20 protein-coding genes and 1 pseudogene are annotated in these 20,594 nt (G+C 69.3%); 12 read left to right on the forward strand and 9 right to left on the reverse strand.

What is annotated here, in order from left to right:
* Position 1: 1 nt before the first annotated feature.
* From ACYQ77_RS38010 to ACYQ77_RS38055, 10 genes are all read left to right on the forward strand, one after another.
* Entirely contained in the window at positions 2-1,312 is a 1,311-nt protein-coding gene (locus ACYQ77_RS38010; RefSeq protein WP_459720803.1) for an ABC transporter substrate-binding protein, read from the forward strand.
* A gap of 1 nt (position 1,313) precedes the next feature.
* A complete protein-coding gene (locus tag ACYQ77_RS38015) occupies positions 1,314-2,297 on the forward strand; it encodes a carbohydrate ABC transporter permease (RefSeq protein WP_459720806.1) in 984 nt (327 codons plus the stop codon).
* Complete coding sequence (locus ACYQ77_RS38020) at positions 2,294-3,163, forward strand: carbohydrate ABC transporter permease (RefSeq protein ID WP_459720809.1); 870 nt, start codon at positions 2,294-2,296, stop codon at positions 3,161-3,163. Before ACYQ77_RS38015 ends, ACYQ77_RS38020 begins: the two co-directional genes overlap by 4 nt.
* Positions 3,160-4,398, forward strand: a complete 1,239-nt coding sequence (locus ACYQ77_RS38025) for a 6-phospho-beta-glucosidase (RefSeq protein WP_459720812.1) — start codon at positions 3,160-3,162, stop codon at positions 4,396-4,398. Before ACYQ77_RS38020 ends, ACYQ77_RS38025 begins: the two co-directional genes overlap by 4 nt.
* Before the next feature lie 73 nt (positions 4,399-4,471).
* Positions 4,472-5,446, forward strand: a complete 975-nt coding sequence (locus ACYQ77_RS38030) for an N-acetylglucosamine kinase (protein ID WP_459720814.1) — start codon at positions 4,472-4,474, stop codon at positions 5,444-5,446.
* Positions 5,447-5,479: 33 nt separating this feature from the next.
* Positions 5,480-6,481 (forward strand): glycoside hydrolase family 5 protein, encoded by a 1,002-nt coding sequence (locus tag ACYQ77_RS38035; RefSeq protein WP_459720817.1) that lies wholly within the window; start codon positions 5,480-5,482, stop codon positions 6,479-6,481.
* A gap of 40 nt (positions 6,482-6,521) precedes the next feature.
* Entirely contained in the window at positions 6,522-6,959 is a 438-nt protein-coding gene (locus ACYQ77_RS38040; RefSeq protein WP_459720820.1) for a nitroreductase family deazaflavin-dependent oxidoreductase, read from the forward strand.
* A gap of 446 nt (positions 6,960-7,405) precedes the next feature.
* Entirely contained in the window at positions 7,406-8,068 is a 663-nt protein-coding gene (locus ACYQ77_RS38045) for an O-methyltransferase (RefSeq protein ID WP_459720822.1), read from the forward strand.
* A gap of 107 nt (positions 8,069-8,175) precedes the next feature.
* Positions 8,176-8,940: a response regulator transcription factor gene (locus tag ACYQ77_RS38050; RefSeq protein ID WP_459720824.1), complete on the forward strand. Its 765-nt coding sequence runs from the start codon at positions 8,176-8,178 to the stop codon at positions 8,938-8,940.
* A 32-nt stretch (positions 8,941-8,972) separates the two neighbouring features.
* Entirely contained in the window at positions 8,973-9,785 is an 813-nt protein-coding gene (locus ACYQ77_RS38055; RefSeq protein ID WP_459720827.1) for an AfsR/SARP family transcriptional regulator, read from the forward strand.
* 207 nt (positions 9,786-9,992) lie between these two features.
* On the opposite strand, the pseudogene ACYQ77_RS38060 reads toward ACYQ77_RS38055, so the two are convergent.
* The 4 genes and pseudogenes from ACYQ77_RS38060 to ACYQ77_RS38075 all read right to left on the reverse strand — a co-directional run.
* A pseudogene (locus tag ACYQ77_RS38060) lies at positions 9,993-10,226 on the reverse strand (IS5/IS1182 family transposase); the annotation flags it as partial.
* Between the two features lie 103 nt (positions 10,227-10,329).
* Positions 10,330-10,809 (reverse strand): hypothetical protein, encoded by a 480-nt coding sequence (locus ACYQ77_RS38065; RefSeq protein ID WP_459720830.1) that lies wholly within the window; start codon positions 10,807-10,809, stop codon positions 10,330-10,332.
* A 130-nt stretch (positions 10,810-10,939) separates the two neighbouring features.
* On the reverse strand, positions 10,940-11,896 hold the full coding sequence (locus ACYQ77_RS38070; RefSeq protein ID WP_459720833.1) for a ScbA/BarX family gamma-butyrolactone biosynthesis protein: 957 nt from the start codon (positions 11,894-11,896) through the stop codon (positions 10,940-10,942).
* 680 nt (positions 11,897-12,576) lie between these two features.
* Positions 12,577-13,212, reverse strand: a complete 636-nt coding sequence (locus tag ACYQ77_RS38075; protein WP_459720836.1) for a ScbR family autoregulator-binding transcription factor — start codon at positions 13,210-13,212, stop codon at positions 12,577-12,579.
* 178 nt (positions 13,213-13,390) lie between these two features.
* Here ACYQ77_RS38075 and ACYQ77_RS38080 point away from each other — a divergent pair, with 178 nt between their 5' ends.
* A complete protein-coding gene (locus ACYQ77_RS38080) occupies positions 13,391-14,344 on the forward strand; it encodes an NAD-dependent epimerase/dehydratase family protein (RefSeq protein WP_459720839.1) in 954 nt (317 codons plus the stop codon).
* Here ACYQ77_RS38080 and ACYQ77_RS38085 read toward each other — a convergent pair.
* From ACYQ77_RS38085 to ACYQ77_RS38105, 5 genes are all read right to left on the reverse strand, one after another.
* The gene (locus ACYQ77_RS38085) at positions 14,330-14,977 is read right to left on the reverse strand and encodes a ScbR family autoregulator-binding transcription factor (RefSeq protein WP_459720842.1); all 648 of its coding nucleotides are present in this window, start codon (positions 14,975-14,977) and stop codon (positions 14,330-14,332) included. The genes ACYQ77_RS38080 and ACYQ77_RS38085 overlap by 15 nt on opposite strands.
* Before the next feature lie 70 nt (positions 14,978-15,047).
* Positions 15,048-15,683 carry a ScbR family autoregulator-binding transcription factor gene (locus ACYQ77_RS38090; protein ID WP_459720845.1) on the reverse strand — a complete coding sequence of 212 codons (636 nt, stop codon included), beginning with the start codon at positions 15,681-15,683 and terminating at the stop codon, positions 15,048-15,050.
* A 116-nt stretch (positions 15,684-15,799) separates the two neighbouring features.
* Positions 15,800-16,567, reverse strand: coding sequence for an AfsR/SARP family transcriptional regulator (locus tag ACYQ77_RS38095; protein ID WP_459720847.1), 768 nt, complete (start codon positions 16,565-16,567; stop codon positions 15,800-15,802).
* Between the two features lie 287 nt (positions 16,568-16,854).
* Positions 16,855-17,658, reverse strand: coding sequence for an AfsR/SARP family transcriptional regulator (locus ACYQ77_RS38100; protein WP_459720849.1), 804 nt, complete (start codon positions 17,656-17,658; stop codon positions 16,855-16,857).
* A gap of 207 nt (positions 17,659-17,865) precedes the next feature.
* Complete coding sequence (locus tag ACYQ77_RS38105; RefSeq protein ID WP_459720851.1) at positions 17,866-18,849, reverse strand: bifunctional lysylphosphatidylglycerol flippase/synthetase MprF; 984 nt, start codon at positions 18,847-18,849, stop codon at positions 17,866-17,868.
* 155 nt (positions 18,850-19,004) lie between these two features.
* Here ACYQ77_RS38105 and ACYQ77_RS38110 point away from each other — a divergent pair, with 155 nt between their 5' ends.
* Positions 19,005-20,594, forward strand: coding sequence for an aldehyde dehydrogenase family protein (locus ACYQ77_RS38110; protein WP_459720854.1), 1,590 nt, complete (start codon positions 19,005-19,007; stop codon positions 20,592-20,594).

Below are 20,594 nucleotides of genomic sequence, written 5' to 3' on the forward strand. Positions count from 1 at the left end.
CATGTCCCGCCGTCCCCTCATCGTGGCCGCGGCCTTGTTGCTCGCGGCCTGCACCCCCGGCAACAGCGCGTCCGACGACGTCGCCCCCGCGGGCCAGGAAGCCAAGGGCACCGTCGAGTTCTGGCACTTCTTCACCGACCGCGAGGCCAAGGCCATCGACGACGCGATCGCGAAGTTCGAGGACGCGCACCCCGGCATCGACGTCAAGGTCACGTCGGGTCAGGACGACGCGAAGATGCTGCAGGCCATCTCGTCCGGCAAGGGTCCGGACGTCGGCCTGTCGTACTCCACCGACATCGTCGGCAAGTTCTGCTCGTCGGGTGCGTGGCGCGACCTGACCCCGTACATCGAGCGGGACAAGGTGGACCTGTCGCAGTTCCCGGCGACGGTCCGGTCGTACACGAGTTACCACGACCGCCGCTGCGCGATGCCGTTCCTCGCCGACGTCTACGGGCTGTACTACAACAAGACCCTGCTCGCGCAGGCCGGGTACAGCGCGCCGCCGAAGACCATGTCCGAGCTGGCGACCATGGCGAAGAAGCTCACCAAGCGGTCGGCCGACGGCACGATCCAGGTCGCCGGTTTCCTGCCGCTGCTGAACTTCTACGAGCACACACCGCAGCACGTCGTGCCCGGCTGGGACGCGAAGTGGCTGACCGCCGCCGAGAAGTCCGCCATCGGCACGGACCCCCAGTGGCAGGCGATGCTCAAGTGGCACAAGGACCTCGTCGACTGGTACGGGTACGACAACCTGCAGAAGTTCACCGCGGGTCTCGGTGACGAGTGGTCGGCCGACAACGCGTTCCACAAGGGCAAGCTGGCGATGTCGGTCGACGGCGAGTACCGCGTGGCGTTCCTGCGGGACCAGGCGCCGGACGTGGACTTCGGCACCGCTCCCCTGCCCGTGGCCGACGACCAGGCCGACCGGTACGGCGCCGGGTTCGTCACCGGCAACGTCGCAGGCATCTCCGCGAACTCGAAGAACCCCGAGGCCGCGTGGGCGCTGATCGAGTACCTGACCACGGAGACCGACGCGATCGTGGGCCTGTCGAACGCGATCAAGAACGTGCCGACCACCTCCGACGCGCTGGCGTCACCGGACCTGCGGGCGGACGAGAAGTTCCAGGTGTTCCTGGACATCTTCGCCCACCCGGAGACCTCGACGACGCCGCCGAACGCGTCCGGGCCGAAGTACGTGGAGATGGCGCAGGAGTTCATCAACGGTTACCTGTCCGGGGCCGACAAGGACCTGGCGGGCGGGTTGGCGGACCTCGACACGCGCATCGACCAGGCGCTCGAGCTCGGGCGCTGACGTGACCGCCGTACTGGAGCGGCCGCCGTCCGTGGCGAGCAGGCCGCCACGACGACGTGCGCCGCGGCGCTGGCGGCACCGGCTGACCGTGCTGAGCTTCATGACGCCCGCGCTGATCGGGATCGGGGTGTTCTTCCTCTACCCCCTGCTGGCCGCCGTGTACTTCTCGTTCACCCGGTTCGACCTGCTGACGGTGCCCACGTGGGTGGGACTGCGCAACTACACGTATCTGTTCACACAGGACAGCGTGGCCGGGCAGGCGGCGCTGAACACGTTGTGGTTCGTGCTGATCCTCGTCCCGGCGCGGATGCTGGCGGCGCTGCTGACGTCGATGCTGCTGGTGTCCCTGCGCCGGGGCGGCGGGTTCTTCCGCACGATCTTCTACCTGCCCGCGCTCGCCCCGCCGGTCGCGGCGACCATCGCGTTCGTGTTCCTGTTCAACCCGGCCACGGGCCCGGTGAACGGGGTGCTGAGCTGGTTCGGCGTGGACGGTCCACTGTGGTTCGACTCGCCGGGGTGGGCGAAGCCGTCGCTGGTGCTGCTCGGCACGTGGGCGGTCGGCGACCTGATGGTGATCTTCCTCGCCGCGCTGCTGGACGTGCCGAAACCGCTGTACGAGGCGGCGTCCATCGACGGGGCGAACGCGTGGCAGCGGTTCCGGCACGTGACGTTCCCGTCGCTGTCGCCGGTGCTGCTGTTCGCGGCGGTCACCGGGGTGATCCAGACGTTGCAGTACTTCACGCAGGCGGCGGTCGCGGCGAGCGTCGCGTCGGGCACGGCCACGACCGGCGGCGGGATCTCCTCGACGTTCGGGTACCCGGAGAACTCGACGCTGACGTACCCGCTGCACCTGTACGTGTCCGGGTTCCGCTACTACGACATGGGCTACGCGAACGCGCTCGCGGTCGTGCTGTTCCTGGTCGCGTTCGGTGTCACCCTGGTGCTGCTGCGCCGGTTCCGCGCGTTCACCGGAGGTGCGCGGTGACCGCCACGATCAGCCCGGCTCTGCCCCGCCGGGGCACGATGGTCCGCGAGCCCTGGCTGGTCGTGGTGGCGCGCAACAGCGTCGCGATCGCGGCCGCGCTGATCTTCCTGGCGCCGTTCGCGTTCGTGGTGCTGATGTCGTTCATGACGAGCGACCAGGCGCTCACGTCGAACCTGTGGCCGACGACGTGGCACCCGGAGAACTTCGTCGACATCTTCACGAAGATGCCGATGTTCGACTACCTCGTCAACACGATGACGTACGCGTTGCTGGCGACCGGGTTCATGCTGCTGTCGAGCGTGCCGGCCGCGTACGCGCTGGCTAAGCTGACGTGGCGCGGCAGCACGGCGGTGTTCGTCGTGGTGATCTGCATGATGATGCTGCCGCCGCAGGTCGTGACCGTGCCGCTGTACCTGATGTGGTCGAACGCGGGCCTGACCGGGACGCTGTGGCCGCTGATCCTGCCGATGCTGGTGGGTGACGCGTTCTCTATCTTCCTGCTGCGGCAGTTCCTGATGACCATCCCGGACGCCGTGCTCGACGCGGCCCGCATCGACGGGTGCTCGGAGTGGCAGGTGCTGCTGCGGGTGGTCGTGCCGATGGCGAGACCGGGCATCGCGGCGACCGCGATCTTCCAGTTCTTCTACGCGTGGAACGACTACTACGGGCCGCTGCTCTACACGAGCGAGGAACAGGCCAACTGGACGTTGTCGATCGCGTTGTCGCAGTTCAAGACGCTGCACCACGTGGAGTGGAACCTCGTGATGGCCGCGACGCTGCTCGTGATGGCGCCGGTGATCGTCGTGTTCTTCCTCGCGCAGAAGGCGTTCGTCCAGGGTGTCACGTTGACGGGGGTCAAGGGATGAGGGTCGCTGTCGTCGGGGGCGGGTCCACCTACACGCCGGAGCTGGTCGACGGGTTCGCGCGCCTGCCGTTCGCCGTGGACGAGGTGGTGCTGGTCGACCCCGCCGTGGACCGGCTGGCGATCGTCGGGTCGTTCGGCCGCCGGATCCTGGCACGCCACGGGAGCGCGACGCGTCTGGTGTGGACGTCCGATCTGGACGCCGGGCTGGACGGCGCGGACGTGGTGCTGGTCCAGCTGCGGGTCGGCGGGCAGCGCACGCGGATCAGCGACGAGACGTTCCCGCTCGAGTGCGGGTGCGTGGGGCAGGAGACGACCGGCGCGGGCGGCCTGGCGAAGGCGCTGCGCACGGTGCCGGTCGTGCTGGACGTGGCGCGCCGCGCGCCCGAGGACGCGTGGATCGTGGCGTTCACCAACCCGGTCGGCATCGTCACCCGCGCGCTCCTGGACGCGGGGCACCGCGCGGTCGGGCTGTGCAACGTGGCGATCGGCATCCAGCGGACCCTCGCACGGCTGCTCGACGTGGCGCCGGACGCGGTGACGCTCGACCACGTCGGCCTCAACCACCTGACGTGGGCACGCGCGGCGGTCGTCGACGGCACCGACCGGCTGCCGAAGCTGATCGCCGACCACGGCGACTTCCTGGCCGAGCACCTCGACCTGCCCGCCGGGCAGCTGCTGCTCACGGGCACGCTGCCGTCGTACTACCTGCGGTACTTCTACTGCCACGACACGGTCGTCGAGGAGCAGCGGACGGCGCCGGCGCGTGGCGCCCGGGTGGCGGAGATCGAGCGCGAGCTCCTGGCGATGTACCAGGACCCGGCCCTCGACACGAAGCCGTCGCTGTTGTCGGAGCGGGGTGGCGCGTTCTACTCCGAGGCCGCGATCGGGCTGCTGGCGTCGCTGCACGGCCGGCCCGGCACGCACGCGGTCGACGTCCGCAACAACGGCACGCTCCCGCACCTGCCGGACGAGGCGGTGGTCGAGGTGTCGTGCCACGTCGACGAGTCGGGCGCGACCCCGTTGCCGACCGGGCCGCTCGCCCCGGACCTGGCCGGACTGGTGGCGCACGTGGCGGGGTACGAGGAGCTGGCCGTCGAGGCGGCGTTGAAGGGCGGCGCGGACCGGGTGTTCCGGGCGCTGCTCGCACACCCGCTCGTCGGCCAGGTCGACAAGGCACGCGTGCTCACCGACCGCCTGCTGGCGGCGAACGCCGAGTTCCTGCCGTGGGCCTCATGAGCGGAGCTTGCGGAGCGAATCATCAGGCGCAGGGCGACCGCGAGCGGCTCCCCGGAGCCTGCGAGGGGGAGTCGTGAGTCTCCTTCTTGCCGTTGACGGCGGCAACTCCAAGACCGAGGTCCTGGTGTGCGACGACACCGGGACCGTGCTCGGCCACGCCCGCGGCCCGGGCAGCAACCACCAGACCGCCGGTGGCCTGTCCGTGGCCATGGCCCGGCTCAACACGCTCGTCGCGACCGCACGGGCGGAGGCTGGGCTGTCCTCTTCGGACCGGATCGCGCTGGCCGCGGTGTACCTCGCGGGCGCGGACCTGCCGGTCGAGCTGACCATGCTCACCGACGCGGTCGCCGCCGCGGGCTGGGCCGACAAGTCCCTCGTGGACAACGACACGCTCGCGCTGCTGCGCGCGGGCACGGCCGACCCGGACGCGGTGGCCGTGGTGTGCGGTGCGGGCATCAACTGCGTGGGCCGCGCCGCCGACGGGCGCATGGTGCGTTTCCCCGCGCTGGGCACGATCACCGGCGACTGGGGCGGTGGCGACGAACTGGGGCCCACCGCGTTGTGGCACGCGACCCGCGCGGAGGACGGCCGCGGTCCCGCCACGGCGTTGACCAGCGCCATCGCCGCGCACTTCGGGCTGCCGTCCGCCACGGCCGTCGCCGCGGCGGCGCACCTCGACCCGTCGGTCGCGGCCCGGCTGCGCGACCTGACACCCGTGGTGTTCGCGACGTCCCGGGCAGGCGACCCCGTCGCCCGGTCCATTGTGGTCAGACAAGGAGAGGAGGTGGCGCTGCTCGCGATCGCGGCGCTGCGGCGCCTCGAGCTGGTCGCGGTCCCCGCGACCGTGGTGCTCGGCGGCGGCGTGCTCCGCGGCGGCGACCCGCTGCTGCACGACACGATCCGCGACCGGCTGGCGTCGGCCACGCCGCTCGCACGCATCACCGTCGTGACCGACCCGCCCGTGGTCGGCGCGGCACTGCTCGGTCTCGACGCGCTCGGCACGACGCCGGGCGCGGAGGGGCGACTGCGCACATGGTCCACCGCTTGACCCCTGCCAAGAGAGGAGACCCCTGTGTCGGGGATGAAGAAGAGACTGTCCGCCCTGCTGCTCACCCTGCTCGCACTGTCCTTTGTGGTACCGACGGGGACGGCGCCCGCCGAACCCGCCGCCGGGACCTTCGCCGCGGCCAACGGCCAGCTGAAGGTCTGCGGCGTGAAGCTCTGCAACGCCGAACGTCAGGTCGTGCAGTTGCGCGGCATGAGCACGCACGGCCTGCAGTGGTACCGCCAGTGCGTGAACGACGCGTCGCTCGACGCGCTCGCGAACGACTGGGGCGCGTCGGTCATGCGCATCTCGATGTACGTCCAGGAGGGCGGCTACGAGACCGACCCGGCCGGGTACACGAACCTGGTGTCGTCGATCATCGACAAGGTGACCGCGCGCGGCATGTACGCGATCGTGGACTGGCACATGCTCGACCCGGGCGACCCGTACTACAACCTGTCGCGTGCCAAGACGTTCTTCTCGGAGATCGCGCGCAGGCACGGCCACCAGACGAACCTGCTGTACGAGATCGCGAACGAGCCGAGCGGCGTGTCGTGGTCGCGGATCAAGGGCTACGCCGAGCAGCTGATCCCGGTGATCCGGGCGATCGACCCGGAGACCCCGATCCTCGTCGGCACCCGCGCGTGGTCGTCCCTGGGCGTCTCGGACGGCGCGAACGAGTCCGAGGTGATCAACAACCCGGTGCGGGCGTCGAACATCATGTACACGTTCCACTTCTACGCCGCGTCGCACGGCACCGAGTACCTGAACGCGCTGTCCCGCGCGGCGGACCGCGTCCCGATGTTCATCACGGAGTTCGGCACCCAGGAGTACACGGGCGACGGCCCGAACGACTTCGCGATGGCGCAGCGCTACCTGGACCTGGCCGCCCAGAAGCAGATCAGCTGGACGAACTGGAACTTCTCGGACGATTTCCGCAGCGGTGCCGTGTTCACCGAGGGCACCTGCCCGAGCGGCCCGTTCGCCGGCACGTCGCGGTTGAAGCCCGCCGGTCAGTGGGTGCGTGACCGGATCTGAGTCCCCTGCGGGCGGGCCCGGCTTCGTGTTCACTGGAGGCATGCCTCTGCACGGTGAGTACGAGCCGAGCCCGTCCGACCGGGCTCGCAAGCAGGTCGAAGAGTACGAGAGCTCCGGCGGCACCCGCGGCAACACGATGATCGGTCTGCCGGTGGTCATCCTGACCACGAAGGGCGCCAAGACCGGCAAGATCCGCAAGACCCCGCTGATGCGCGTGGAACACGACGGCGAGTACGCGGTCGTGGCGTCGCTGGGCGGCGCGCCGAAACACCCGGTCTGGTACCACAACGTGAAGTCCCACCCCGAGGTCGAACTGCAGGACGGCGCGACCAAACAGGACATGGTCGCCCGCGAGGTCACGGGCGAGGAGAAGGCCAAGTGGTGGGAGATCGCCGTGGCGGCGTTCCCGAACTACGCCGAGTACCAGAAGAAGACGGACCGCGAGATCCCGGTCTTCGTCCTGACCCCGAAGAAGTGACGGGGCAACCCGGCAGCGCGGGGCCACCGCACCGCGCAGCCGGGGCCCGAGTTGTCCACAGCCCACCCGGTTGTCCACAGCCAAGATCGACAACCGTCCCCCTGTCGGTGGATACCGGTAGACTGGCATGGCGGGTGGCCCCCGGGATCGGGTGGGGGTTGCCATCGCGCGCGCGAGCGGTGTGAGCTGACCCCGGAATGCCGACCTCGGCATGAGGTTGCTGGACCCGGCATGCCGGGCGGGCAGCGCCCGGCACCCGCGAAGCGGGCGAAGCCCCCATCACCCCACGGACACCAGTCCTTGCCAACCCAGCCCGAGACCGACCCCCGCCATCCCGGAGAGCAGCCCGTCCGGCGAGGCCCCCCGGAGGGAAACCCATCTACAGGCCGACCGGGCAGCCTCGTTGATCGCCGTCATGGGTGGACCGGTCGGCGAATAATGGCGCCATGACCCAACGCGTGTGGACAGAAGTCGACGACTACATCTCCGGCCTGCTCATCGGCGCGGATCCCGCGCTGGACGGCGCGCTCGAGGCGGGCGCGAAGGCCGGGCTGCCGCAGATCTCGGTCGCACCGAACCAGGGCAAGCTGCTCAACCTGCTCGCGCGCGTGCACGGTGCGCGCAAGATCCTCGAGATCGGCACCCTCGCCGGCTACAGCACCATCTGGCTCGCCCGCGCGCTCCCGCCGGACGGCAAGCTGATCACGCTCGAGTACGACCCCCGGCACGCCGAGGTCGCCACCGCGAGCATCGCCGCCGCGGGCCTCGCCGACCGCGTCGAGGTGAAGGTCGGCGCCGCGCTCGACACGCTGCCCACGATCGCGGACGAGGGCCCGTTCGACCTGTTCTTCATCGACGCCGACAAGGTCAACAACCCGAAGTACTTCCGGTGGGCGCTCGACCACTCGCGGCCGGGCAGCGTGATCATCGTCGACAACGTGGTGCGCAGCGGCCTGGTGGTCGACGCGACCAGCACCGACCCGGCCGTGCTTGGCACCCGCGAGCTGGCGACGATGATCGCGAACGAGCCCCGCGTGTCGGCCACGATGGTCCAGACCGTCGGCGAGAAGGGCTACGACGGTTTCGCGCTCGCGCTGGTCGAGGGCTAGACCGCCGCTGGATTGAAGACCGCTCAACGAAAACGCGCTCGCGGCACGCCCCGCCGTAGCGTGTAGATCGCCGGAGGAGTGTGTACAGCAGGGGCGAGGCGAGACCGATGGACCAGTGGACGAACGCGACGGATCCGCCGACGTTACGGGCCGTGGCCGGGCACGCGGTGCGGGTCCTGCGTCGCCAGGACGACTGGCCGCCGGTGCCCGGCCCCAGCCCGGCGGACGGCGACGAGTTGGTCGGCATCCGCGTACAGGTGGTCGGCGACGACGTCCTGGCACGGCGGGGCGTGCTGGCCGCGCTGGACGACGAGCCGGGCATGGTCGTCGTCGGTGAGCACCGGCCGGGCCCCGGCGTGTTCGCCACACTGGCCACGCGTCACCCCGACGTGGTGCTGCTGCACGGCGTGGACGACGCGGAGGCCGCACCGATCCTGACCGCGATCCGCCGCACCGGTCGGGTGGTCCGGGTGCTGAGCATCGGCGTCCGGGACGGCGAGTCCGCCCCCGGCGTCGACGGCTGCGTGTGCGGCTCACTACCCGCCTGGGCGACACCCGAAGAGGTGGTCGCCGCGGTACGGGTCGCCGCCGCGGGCTTCGCGTTGCGGAAGGCGGACGAAGGGGGCGAGGTCGTCCGGCTGGCGAACCGGGGGCCCGCGCAGGAGGCGGGGCTGTCGGAGCGGGAGTGCGACGTGCTGGCGCTGGTGGCGCAGGGCATGTCGAACGCCGAGATCGCCAACGACCTGACGGTCTCCGAGCACACGGTCAAGTCGCACATGCAGAACCTGCTGGCCAAGCTGGGTCTGCGGAACCGCGTCCACGTGGTGATCTACGCGTACCAGACCGGCCTGGCGAAGAGCGACCGCGGCTGATGCGCCTGCGGATACTGGGCCCACTGGAGATCGTGGACGACGATGGCGCCCGGATACACGTGAGCGGCGCGAAGCGGCGTGCCCTGCTGGCGACGCTGGTGGTCCGGGCCGGCCGGACGGTGTCCATGACCAAGCTGATCGAGGAGCTGTGGGGCACGACCCCGCCTGCGAACGCGGTCAACGCCCTCCAGGCACACATCGGCAGGCTGCGCAAGACCATCGCGTCAACCTGCGCGGAGGACCGCCTGGCCACCCACCCACCCGGCTACTCCCTGCACCTGAACGAGGGCGAGACCGACGCCTCCGAGTTCACCCGTCTGATAACAGCATCACGCACAGCACCCGACCCAACCTCACTCCTGAGGACGGCCCTGTCCCTGTGGCGGGGCCCGGCACTGGACGGCTGCGTGACGGGTGACATCTGCGCGGGCGAGGCGTCAGCCTTGGAAGAGCTGCGCATGACGGCGATGGAGGCGCTGTACGACGCGTGCCTGGCCAGGGGACGCCACGCCGAGGTGATCGCCGACCTGACCGAGTCGACGACGATCTTCCCGCTGCGCGAACGGTTCTACGACCAGCTGATGCAGGCGCTGTGCCGGGCAGGCCGCCAGTCGGACGCGCTGGCGGTGTACGGACGGGCCCGGAAGCGCTTCATCATGGAGCTGGGCGTCGAACCGGGGCCCGCGCTGAGGACCCGGGCGCAGTCGATCCACACGAACACCGCGCCACCCCCGCACACCGACCTGACCCGCGAAGTCGCGGAACTGCAGCAGAAGATCGACGCCCTGGTGACCAGGCAGGCGCGGCTACTGGAGCGCCTCGCAGCACAGCACACGAACCGCTGATTGTCCACAACCACACCAGTTATCCACAGATCCGCGCGACGACCCAGAATTGTCGGCCCCCACTGGTAGACTGGCATGGCGGGTGGCCCCCGGGGATCGGGTGGGGGCCGACGTTACGTACCTGGGGGCGGGCAAAACGCTGTTTTTGCTGGTCAGGCGCGAACCCAGCACTTCCCGCCCTGTTGGCTTCTTGCGGAGGTGGCGGTCACCGGCCGGTTGCTGGCCGATGCCGGACTCGCAGTGGACGGTGCGGTCGTTGCGGTTGCCCGGTTGCGGATTGCCGGTGGCGACGACGAGGCGGGTGTCGGCGTCGATCACTACCTGCACGTTGGTTGAGTACCGGTAGTTCGCGACGGTGTCGCTACCCCGATGATCGCGGGTCGGCGCGAGCGCGCCGTCGACGATGGTGGCCGGGTCGGTCCGGCGTTTGCGCACCGGCGCATCGTGGCATCGTGTGCGCGGCTCAGGGCGTCGGGCGAACCGCTGGCGGGCAGCGCAGGGCCCCAACGTGGTCCCAGCCGAGCCAGGGCAGATCGTCCGTGGGTCAGCTCGGGAACGCCTCCGCCAGGATGGCCTTCACCTCGGTTTTCGCCTGGACGTACGCCTCGGCGATGTCCGGGGGGATGCCGTCCTTGGCCGCGGTGGCGACCACGGCCGGGGACGGTTCGGCGTTCCAGAAACGTTCCTCGGCCGGCATGATCTCCACGCCGCGTATCATTTCCGCGGCGCGTTCGGCCAGGGAGTGGCTGCCCGCCGGGGTGTCCTGCGCCAGGAACAGCACCTGCGTGGTGGCCTTGGCGAGCTGCCGCTCAAGCAGCTCGCGGTTGCCGGGAAAGCCCAGGTCTTCGCCCATTTCGCGCCCCAATCCAACGTTCTTCCGATTGTCCTGCGCGCGGGTGCGGCACGGCAATCGGTCGCCGGAGCGAGATCGGTGGTCGGTCGAAAGAACCAGACCGGTCGGTCCGGGTGCGCTCGCCTGGTGGGCGAGCGGCGACACCGGTGCGTGCAGTTCGTGCGGGCGCACTGACTACCCGGACCAGCCGATTATCTGAATGGCGCGACAGGTTGTGGTCGCGCGAACTCGTGTGACGCGTCGCCGCTGACGGTCGGCACCGGAAAAAGAAAACCGGCCGCACATGGGGGCCGGAAGGCGCTCAGGCGCGAGCGAGCAACTCGAGATCCCCCACCACGGCGGTCTGCCCGCTCTGTTCGAACTTCACGCGAACCGAGCTCCGCTCGTCCCCCTGAGCGTGCGCGGAGTCCGCGGCGATCACGCACGGCTCGTCGAGCTCGATGTAGTGATCGAACGAGAACTTCCCCTTCACCGGCACGCCACCCGCGCTGCCGGTCGCGAGGAGCGCGGCCTGGCGCGCCGCCTCGATGGCCATCATGCCCGGCACGTGGTCGACCGGGTGGTCGAACATCACCGGGTGCTCGGTGTCCACGCGCACCAGCCACAGGTTGTCCACAGCGGACGGTGCGAGCACGACGTCGCAGTCCTGGTAACGCCCGACGAGGTGCGGCGATACCGGCGCGGGCTGCTTCTCCGCCACGATCGTCGCGTCGATGTGGTCGCCGCGGACCCGCGCGTACGTGGCCGCCGTGATGCACCGGAACGACACCCCACCGGAGCCGATCTTGACATCGTTGCGGTAACACGTGAAGTCGATGGTCATGCCCGCGACCGTCTTGCCACGCTTGCGAATGCCGTGCGCCACGGCGGTCAGCACGACGTCCGCGGGCCGGCACCCCAGGCGCAGCCCCTCCTCGGTGATCTCGTAGGAGATCTCGTGCATGACGAAGTGCGTCCCCTGCGGCACCTCGTAGAACTCGTGCGCGATCGCGAGCGTCGCCTGCCGGATGGTCTCCGTGAGGAGCATCGGGTCGTGCAGGTCCGACTTCGGACCGAAGAACTGGTGGGAGCGCGGCCATTGCGCGCCGACCTGGAAGGCGCCGTCACGGGTGGCGGCGAGGTTGGTCAGGAAGACTTCGGAGACCGCTGCCCGGTGCACGAGGTGCCTCGGGAGAGTCTGCTGGAAAAGAACACCGGCTCCCAACTCGGATAAGCCGTTGAGTAAGTCCCGCCGGTTTTCGTTGAGCACGGTAGTCATGGCGATCCTCCGCCCAGATGTCGTCCGCGGCTGCGTGTCATGTGATGTGAGCCACGCTGAAAGAATACCTACCACCCGGTTTTTTATCGAGGGGTTGGGACGTGAACTTCGAGCCGTCCTCCAGCTTCGGCTGAGCCGCGCGCGCCGGATGCACGTGCATGTTTACGCAGGCAGGGAGTGGGTAGGGCCGTCGAACAGCGACTATCGCGGAGGGCGACCCATACACCACGCTGCGCGAACGCCGCTGGACCATCCCTGGAGCGACGATTTCTTCGCCAACTGGCAACCGGTAAAAGGCAAGTGGAGCACCCGAAAAACCCGACAAAACCCATGGTTGCCGCGTAGCGGGATGGAAAGCACGCAAAACGCTCTAATGACCCATAGGCGCGGAACCGAGCGCAAATCGCCGCGCGGTGGTGGCGCGGACGGTCAGACCGAACAAAACGAGCCAAGCGGAGGTTCCGCCCCCGCTTCACGACAGATCGCGGGTGAAGCGGCAGCTCGGCGAAGAGCCGGCAACCCGGAGCCCGGTACCCGCGGAGGCGGACCAGCCCAGCGGACCGGTCCGCGACCGTAGACGCGGTGGATCAGTCCCGGCGAGAGCAACTCGGCGAGCAGATGGCCCAGCCCGGCGGGCACCGCCCCCACGAAGCTGCGCGGCCCAACCGGTCGGCGTGGGCTCAGGCGATGTCCTTCGCGCCGAAGCCGGCGGTACCGGACGGCACGAACCGAGCGACGCGCCGCGGCGGCACCAACCCGGGCAGCGCGATCCGCCACATCTCGGTGACGCGCTCGTGGATGTCCTCGCGGCCGGAGAGCACCTGCGAGGAGATCTGGATGCCGGTGAACGAGGCGATGACCCAGCGGGCGATGACGTACGGATCGAGGTCCGCCTTGAGGTCGCCGCGTTCCTGGGCCGCCACCATGTAGCCGCGGACGATCTCTATCCAGCCGGTGTAGGCATCGGGCGCGGGATCGGCGAACGTGCCGGTCTCGATGACGAGCCGGATGCTCGCCCGCACGCGCACGCTGGTGCGCAACGAGTTCGCCATGTCGTGGCACAGGTCGATGGCGGTCTGGATGCCGATGGGGGCTTCGGTCGGCAGGGCCCGGCCGACGATGAACTGCTCGGTCACCAGCGCGTGCGCGAGGTCTTCCTTCGACGAGAAGTGGAAGTACAGGGCACCCTTCGTCACCCCGGCCTTCGCCAGGATGTCGGACAGACTGGCTCCGTTGAAGCCGTACTCGTCGAAGACCGCAGCCGCCGCGTCGAGGATCGCGTTGCGCGTGCGTTCCGCTCGTTCCTGCCGTGCCAACTCGTGCCTCCAGCCGCGAAGGGCGTCACCGAAGCAGGTCCCGCGGGGCCTCGGAGACGCGCGCGCCAAACCCGACCAACCGCCCTCAGCTTAGCCCAGATTTCACACGAACGGGGTCGAAAAAATACCGGGTGGTAGGTATTCTTCCTCACAACGACGCAGTTCGAAGGATGGCAACATGCCCAGGAACGCGATCTTGGTGACCGGTGGGACCGGCTTCGTCGGCTCCCACGTCGTGCGCGCCCTCCTCGCCGACAATACCCCCGCCCGCCCGGAGATCCGCGTCCTGAGCCGTGTCGAACTTCCTTCCTGGATGGTCGAAGCCGGCGTCACCGGCATCCGCGGCGACCTCGCCACACCGTCCGGCCTGCGCGGCGTGTGCGACGGCGTCGCCACCCTCGTGCACCTCGCCGCGACCGTCGGACGCGACATCGCCGAGTGCGACTCGGTGAACACGGACGGCACGCTCGCCATCCTCGACGAGGCGCGCCGCGCGGGCACGAAGCGAGTCATCTACGTCAGCACGACCTCCGTCTACGGCAACGGTATCCACCAGGGCGTGACCGAGTCACTACTCGCGCCCGCACCCGTCTCCGCCGCGAGCCGCAGCAAGCTCGCCGCCGAGCGTGCCGTGCGTGCCGTCGGCGGCATCGTCCTGCGCCCGCACCTCACCTACGGGCCCGGCGACCGGTGGTTCGTGCCGAACCTGTTGCGATTACTCGAGAAGGTGCCTGCCTGGATCGACGGCGGCGCCGCGCTCATGTCCATCGTGTCCATTCAGGACCTCGCGAAGGTGCCCGCCGCACTGGCCCGGCTGCCGTGGGGGCCACGGCCGGGCGCGGTGTTCCACGTCAGCCAGCCGCGACCGGTGAGCGTGCACGCCATGGCGCACAAGGTGTGCACACCGCTCGGGATCGAACTGCCCGACATCGACCTGCCGTCCGGGGTGCACCGCGAGCTGACGCGGACCGCCATCCCGCACATGACCGACCACCAGTTCTCGTTGCTCGCCGAGGACCACTGGTACGAGAGCACGCGCATCTGGCGCAGCCTCGGCATCACGCCCGCGGTGCTGGCGACCGAGGAGATCGGCGACGCGGTCGGCTGGTACCGGACGCTACTCGCCGCCTGACTTCCGCTGCGTCCCCTCCGGGCGGACCGCCGCCAGCGCGGCGGGTGTCGCGATCCCCGGCAGCATCGTGCGCCACATGCCCTCGACGGCAGGCGCGATCTCACCGTGCCGGATTCCGCTCCACCACAACATCTCCAGCCCGGACGACACCGCGAAGACGAGCGTGGCCGCCTCCTCGACGTCGACGCCCGCGCGGAGATCACCGGCGCGTTCGGCCGCCAGTAGTAACGTTTCAACCGCCGCGAGCCACTCCTGGTGGAAATCCAGGAAGGGGCGGCCCCGGTGGCCGCACTCCCGAGCCGTCCGGAACGACGCACGCACCAACGGCTCACACTCCAACCACCACGCCAGCTCATGCGTCAAATCCACCAACGCCTGCAACGCAGGCAACCCAGCCCCCACCACCCCATACACCGCAGAACGCAACAAACCACACGCCTCAGCCTGAATCGCCCCACCCAACTCGTCCTTCGACGAAAAATGAAAATAAAACGCACCCTTCGTCACCCCAGCCGACCGCGACACATCCTCCAACGTCGCCCCGGAAAACCCCAAACGATCAAACAACTCAGCCGCGGAACGCACCAAGTGCAACCGCGTGTTCTCCGACCTCGACTGCTTCGCCACCGTCACGCCCAGCGCGACGGAGCCGAGGACGCGGGATTCGCCATACCCACGAACATACCGGACATCAGTGACATTTCTACCCCGCCGTCCGGCTGGTTCCCGCGGGCCGCAACCGCGGCGCCAACGCGGGCGCGGCGAGGCCGGGCAACGTGAGTGACCACATCCCGGTGAGGCTATCCCCCATGGCGCCGGACCGGATCTTCGCCCACCACAGCAGTTCCAGCCCCGCCGACACCGTCAGCACGAGCGTGACCGCGTGCTCGACCGCCACACCCGGCGCGAGCTCCCCCGCCCGCTGCGCACGCCGCAGCAGCGACTCCACCGCGGCGAGCCATTCCTCGTGGAAATCCAGGAATGGCCGGCCCCGATGGCCGCACTCCCGAGCCGTCCGGAACGACGCACGCACCAACGGCTCACACTCCAACCACCACGCCAACTCATGCGTCAAATCCACCAACGCCTGCAACGCAGGCAACCCAGCCCCCACCACCCCATACACCGCAGAACGCAACAAACCACACGCCTCAGCCTGAATCGCCCCACCCAACTCGTCCTTCGACGAAAAATGAAAATAAAACGCACCCTTCGTCACCCCAGCCGACCGCGACACATCCTCCAACGTCGCCCCGGAAAACCCCAAACGATCAAACAACTCAGCCGCGGAACGCACCAAGTGCAACCACGTGTTCTCCGACCTCGACTGCTTCGCCACGACAACGCCCCACGGCCCGGTGCGGACCGTAGGACGCTCGGCCCACAAACGACGACCGGAGCAGGGCGCGATGTCCGCCACCCCACTCCGGTTGTTTGATTGGTGGCACCAACTTCTCATCCCGCCCGTTCGAGCACCGTCTCGCTGTTGCCGAACTCGGTGAGCCGCCGGTCCGACATCAGGATCGCGTGCTGCAGTCGGCGGAGGCTGGGCGACGGCTCGAGACCGAGCTCGTTGACCAGACCCGTGCGCATCCGGCGGTACACGTCGATCGCCTCACCGCGGCGACCGGACCGGTACAGCGCCAGCATCAGGTGCGCGTGCAACCCCTCGTGCGTGCGGTACCGGCCGACGAGCCCCGCCAGCTCGCCGAGCATCTCGTGGTGCCTGCCCAGCCGCAGGTCCGCGTCGATGCGGCGGTCCAGCACGTTGAGCCTGGCCTCCTCCAGCCGGTGCGACTCGACCTCGAGCAGCGGCCCGGTCTGGACGTCCACGAGCGCCCGGCCCCGCCAGATGGCGAGCGCCTCGCTGAACTGACGGGACGCGGCCTCGAAGTCGCCCAGCTCACGCGCGCGGTGCCCCAACGCGGCCAACCGGTCGAACTCGCGGACGTCGACGCGACCGCCCATCGTGTCCAGGAGGTAGCCACCCGGGTAGGTGACGAGCACGCGCTTGGCGTCGGCAGGTCCTTCGGTCGGCGACTGCTCCAGCGCGGCGCCGATCAGGTTGCGCAGGTGCAGGATGTAGGTCTGCACCGTGGTGTTGGCACTGCGCGGGATGTCCTCTCCCCACAGCTCCTCGAACAGCGACGCCATCGGCACGACCTGGTCGGCGTGCACCGCCAGCATCGCGAGCACCTTGCGCGGTTTCGCCGCGGTCGGCACGATCGAGCCACCACTTTCGCGGGCGGCTAATGGCCCTAAAACGTCAATGTCCACGTCCTTCTCCTGTGGGGCGACTGTGACGGAGTGCCGACCCGGTGATCGACATCTACTCGTCTACTCCTCAAGACTACAAAACCGACCGCCCGGTTTGTCAATAGGAATCAGACCGCTTGGTCTTTTTATCCGGGATGTGTCAGTCCGACGTCAGCGATCAGTCACCCACAGCGACCCGAACTTGGCGTAACAGAGCCAAAAACAACGCAGCGTGCTACTCGTTAACCCGGCAACTACTGGCTCGCGACGACACGCGGTGGCATCAGGTCAAGTGATGGATCATGGTTGAGGATCGCGTGCATCCGGTCCTGGAGCATCGTGGACGGCTCCATGCCGAGTTCGTCGACGAGCCTGCGGCGCACGAGGTTGTACTCGCGCAGCGCGTCCGCCTGCCTTCCGGATCGGTACAGCGCCACCATCAGCATTTCCGCGAGCCGTTCCCGCCACGGGTAGAGCATCGCCATTTTCTTGAGCTCGCTGATCACACCGCCCTGAATGCCGGCGACGATGCACGCGTGGAACTTGTCCTCGATGGCCGCGAGCCTGCTCTCCTCGTAATGCAGGACCGAGCTGTGGCACAGCGGGCCGCCGGACACGCCTTCGAGCACCGGGCCGTCCCACAGCTCGAGCGCCTCGTGCAGGAGATCTCTGGCGCGCACGGGGTCCGCGGCGATGGTGCCGTGCGCGCACGCGACGAGGTGTTCGAACAACTTCGCGTCGATTTCGTCCGTTTCCGCGTGGAGGATGTACCCGGTCGGCAATGTCACCAGCCGTTCCCGCGCGAAGTCCTCCCCGAACGTGGACTTGAGCAATTTTCGCAATCTCGTGATCAACGCCTGCAGCGCGTTGTTGGCCTTCGCGAGCGGCCGCCCCTCCCACAGTTCCTCGAAGAACTGTTCTTTCGTGACCACCTTGCCGGAATTGATCAGCAGGGTGGCGAGCAGCGTGCGCTGCCTGCCGCCCTGGATCGCGACCAGCCGACCGTCCTTGACCAGCCCCACCGAACCGAACAGCTTGAAGATGACCGTGTCTGCCATCGCCCCCACCTCCTCGACGTCCGACGACGATGCTCGGACACCCCGCTGACACCACGATGACAACCCCCCACCCACACGAGCCACCCGCGAGTCACGCTCTCCAACACCGCGAGTCACGCCCGCAGGCACACCGAGTTGTACGTTTCGTGCACATGCCGTCTGCATGAAACGTACGACTCGGTGTGCGCGAGAGCGTGACTCGCGAGGTCAGAGGGCGTTGGCGGCCTTGAAGATGTGCAGGAAGCCGTACAGCGAGGGGTGGTTCTCGAAGGCCACGTACTCCGGGATGACCGCGTGCGGGGCCCATTTCTCCTTGTAGGCGAGCTGGCTCGCGGCCGGGTACACCGCCGCGCCGCGGGCGGCCAGCTGGTGCACCAGCCAGCGGAACCAGCGGCTCTCCGTGGCCGTGCCGAACTCCGGCGCCAGGCCGGTGAACGGGGTGAAGCCGAAGTGCAGCCACCGCGCGCCCTCCGCGCGGAACGTCGCCATCGCGGTCGCGTTCACCGCCTCCATGATCCCCGGCGTGCCGTCGGGGACGCGGCGGGACAGGTCGTGCAGCCAGCCGGGCCGCGACCCGTACGCGGGCGCGTAGGACACGTACCCCACCAGCGCGTCGTCGATCGTGGCGACGAACAGGCGCCGCGCGTGCTGGTGCGGCCCGCCGTACTCCCCCACCAGGAACTCGAGGGGCTTGGCGTGCTTGCCCTTCGACGCGAGCCAGCGCGCGTCGAGCGCCCGCATCCGGTCGTCCCACTCCGGCTGCGGCACCTCCCGCACGACCACGCCTGCCCGTGTCGCGCGCGCGATCTTGTTGCGCAGCTTCACGAACCGCTTGCCGCTCGTCGTGAACCGGTCCAGGTCCAGCGCGTACGACGCGCCGACCTGGTTCACCGTGTAACCGGCGGCCTCGTACACGGGCACGTCGTGCGCCTGCACCTGGATCGCCACGACCCGCCTGCGCTGCGCCCGCGCGAAGGCGCCGAACCGGGCCAGCAGCGCGGCCGCGTCCGGGCCGGCCGGGCCGCCGAACTGCACCAGCCGCCTGCCCGACACCCGGTAGGTGACCACGCCGTCGAGACCCGGCGCCGTGAAGTGGTGATTGCCCGCATTCAACGCGAGAAAAGCGCTCGGATTGTCCGAATACGTTTCCAGCAGCGCGGGTGACACCGTTTCCACCGCTTTTGTGCCCATCCTTGATCCACCACCCGATTTCGCCTGATATGGTCACGTCACCGCAGGTCGTGCCGCAGGTGCCGACTCGATTATGAGCGATCCCCGAGCAGTGCACGCATTTCCTTTAGGCGCGTGTCAGCACCCCATCAGCATTCGTTGTCAGACTCGAAATCGTGCCGCTCACCCATGTCTCGTACGTCGGTGGCGCCCACGTGGACTCCGGCCGGTACCTCTACACGGTCAGCACGCGGGCGCTGCTCGCCGACGTGTTCGCGGGCCTCACGCTCAAGCGCAGGCTCGAGCAGGGCCCCGACGGGGACGCCGACGACGTCGTCGGCCGGGTGTGCGTCGCCGACGCGGAAACCGTTGCCGCGGCGACGAAAGCGGCGGCCGCGGCGGCACCGGTGTGGGCGGCGACCCCGCTCGCGACGCGCCTGCGGCTGGGCACCCTCATCCGGGACCGGTTGCGGGACAAGCACTCCGCGCTCGTCGACGTGCTCGTCGCCGAGGGCAGCCCGCGTGCCCTGGCGCGGTGGCAGGTGGCCGGGCTGCTGGAGCTGTTCAGCGACGAGACCCTCGGCTACTGCGCGGAGCAGCTGCACCAGGAGCGCGTCGTCGGCGACCGCAGGCTGATCGTCCGCCGGGTCGCGGACGGCGTGGTGTGCGTGCACCCGCCGCAGAACGCGCCCGCCGCGTCCGCGTTGTTCGGCATCACGCCGTTGATCTCCGGCAACGCGGTCGTCGTGCGCGCGCCGCGCAGCGCCCCGCTCGGCGTGATGTACGCGCTCCAGGAGCTGGTGGTGCCCGCGCTGGCGGAACTGGACGCCCCGGCCGGGGTCCTCAACTTCTTCTGCGCCCGTCCCGGTCCGACGCTGCGGGCCTGGCTCGACAGCCCCGACGTCGACGACATCTTCTACACCGGCGACGTCGAACGCGGGCTCGAGCTGGAGCGCGAGTGCGTGGCCAGGGGCAAGAAGCCGATCCTGGAGCTGGCGGGCAACGACTGCGTGGTCGTGTGGGCGGACGCGGACCTCGACGGCGCGGTGGACGCGCTCACCGAGAGCTTCTACGGGTCCGGGCAGATCTGCATGGTGCCCAACCAGGTGGTCGCGCACCCGGCCGTCGCCGACGAGCTGTGCGCGCGGCTGGCCGAGGCCGCCGCGCGGATCCGCCCCGGTTACCCGGACGAGGACGGCGTGCTGCTGTCCCCCGTGCTGCGCAGCGAGCGCTTCTTCGCGCACGTCCGCGACGCGCTCGACCACGGCGCGGCACTCGTGCACGGCGCCCGCCGGCTGGAGGTCGACGGCGAACCGAGCGACACCGGCCCGTTCCTGGAGCCGACCGTCCTGCGGGTCGACGGGTTCGCGCGTGCCCGCGAGATCGACGCCGTGCGGTCCGAGACGTTCTTCCCGCTGCTGCCCGTGATCGTCCCGGCGACCGACCGGCTCGACGACTACCTGGCGTACGTCAACGCGAACCCGTACGGCCTGCGCAACTCGCTGTGGGCGCGGGACGAGCGGGTGATCGAACGCTTCGTGGCGCACACCCGCAACGGCGGCGTGCTGAAGGTCAACGACTCGCACATCGGCTTCCTGCCGTGGCTGCCGACGCACGGCGGCACCGGCCTGACCGGCGGCGCGTTCGGCGAGGCCAACTACCCGGTGCTGCGCAGCTCGCACCTGCAGGGCGTGTCCGTGGCGACCGGGGTACGGCCCCGCGACGCGGTGTTCGGCGCGTACGACCAGCTGTTGAAGGGAGACTGA

It is taken from the genome of Actinophytocola sp. KF-1 (assembly GCF_054661535.1).